At 39.0% G+C, this 1617-nt stretch carries 2 protein-coding genes; both read right to left on the bottom strand.

The window, feature by feature from the left end:
* Positions 1 to 82: 82 nt before the first annotated feature.
* Positions 83 to 820 carry an IS21-like element helper ATPase IstB gene (gene istB, locus FHS86_RS19115; RefSeq protein WP_429417668.1) on the bottom strand — a complete coding sequence of 246 codons (738 nt, stop codon included), beginning with the start codon at positions 818 to 820 and terminating at the stop codon, positions 83 to 85.
* 15 nt (positions 821 to 835) lie between these two features.
* On the bottom strand, positions 836 to 1617 hold a 782-nt coding region (locus tag FHS86_RS19110), incomplete at its 5' end, for a Mu transposase domain-containing protein (RefSeq protein ID WP_429417665.1).

The raw sequence follows: 1617 nt of genomic DNA, 5'->3' as shown, positions 1-1617 counted from the left end.
TGGTTATTTCGGAGTGACCATGCCAGCCTGTTCGGTCAAATTGTGCCACTTAAAAAGATCATACAATAGTACAAAAATTCATTTATTCTTGATTCAAAATTCCCTTTCTTAATGATTCGCCTTTTAGATCGATTCGATGTGAAGAGTTCACTAAACGATCCAAAATTGCATCAGCAATTGTTCCTTCTCCAATAATATCATACCAAACCGATACCGGTATTTGTGAAGAAACTATTGTTGAAGATTGATTGAAACGCTCGTCAATGATATCCATCAGAGCTTCCCGTGCGTGAGTATCAAAAGCTTGCAGTCCAAAATCATCAAGGATCAATAAATCTGTTTTCGTTAGTTTCTTTAGCTCTTTTAAATAGGTTCCATCTACTTTTGATAATTTGAGTTTCGAGAATAGCCTGGATGTGTTGGTATATAAGACTTTTAGCCCCATCAAACATGCCTGATTGCCTAATGACTGAGCAAGATAGCTTTTACCTACACCCGAGGCCCCGGTTAAGATTATGTTTTCGTTTTTCTTTATAAAATCTAAGGTACTCAAGCGATTGAACATGTTCTTGTCCAAGTTTCTGTTTGGTTGATAATCAATATCAGCAACACTGGCCTTTTGACGAAACCCGGCTGCCTTGATCAACCGTTCGATCTTTCTGTTCTGTCGGTCTTCCCATTCATAATCAGCTAACAACGAAAGATATTCATCTGGTGTTACCTGGTTGAACTGGTTGTTTTTTACGTGTTGAAGGTGCATTTCTGCCATAGCAGATAAACGCATCGATTTTAATCTCTCAACTGTCTGATTGTTGTTCATAATATTGGATTTTAATTATTTATAAGAGTTTGCTCCCCTTATGTTTTTATGTGACGGTATGTGTGATTCAAAAAGTCCGGTCAGCTGAAGGTCAGCCGGCTCTTTATCAAGACCGTTTTTCAATATATTTTCAATCCGTTTATACGAGTAAATTTCTGCTTCGACAGCTATCTTGCAAGCATTGTCAAGCCGCTGGGAACCATATTGCCTGTGAAGCTGTATGATCCCCATAGACCGCTTGTATTGAGTTTCGGGGTAATCTCCCATACCAAGGACGCCTTCAACACATTCCAGAACATGATTGCCATGTGCAGCAGCTTTTCTCTTAAAATAATCAGGGCTCCAATCGGTATAAGCTTTGTGCTGACTACTCAGATGATCTTTGTTGGTAATGTAAATGCCTTTTGAGGGATTTCTCTGGTGTAAAGCTATACGCTGGTAGTTATAATAAACTTCAACCATTGATTTGGTAAAATGTATTTGGGTGGTCTTTCCAATGTAGCGATAAGGTACACTGTAATAGCTTTTGTCTGGCGAGAAGTAAACATATCCTATCTTCTGGACTTTCGCTCTTCGGTAGTCTTTTATCTGGTAGGGCGTATCTGGAAGTGGCTTCAAATAATTGCGTTCGATTGATTGAAAGAGTTCTTTTCTACTGGCTTCTTTTCTTTGGAAAAGCAAATCGTTGTAATGATCTAAAAGAAGTCTGATTTCCCGGTTCAAATCACTTAACGAGAAGAAGGTCATCTCACGCATCGGGTAGTATATACGCTGATACGCTAGCTGCACTGCACCTT

Source organism: Roseimarinus sediminis (genome assembly GCF_050433125.1).
GTDB lineage: Bacteria > Bacteroidota > Bacteroidia > Bacteroidales > Prolixibacteraceae > Roseimarinus > Roseimarinus sediminis.
This window is presented reverse-complemented; position numbering and strand designations above follow the sequence as displayed.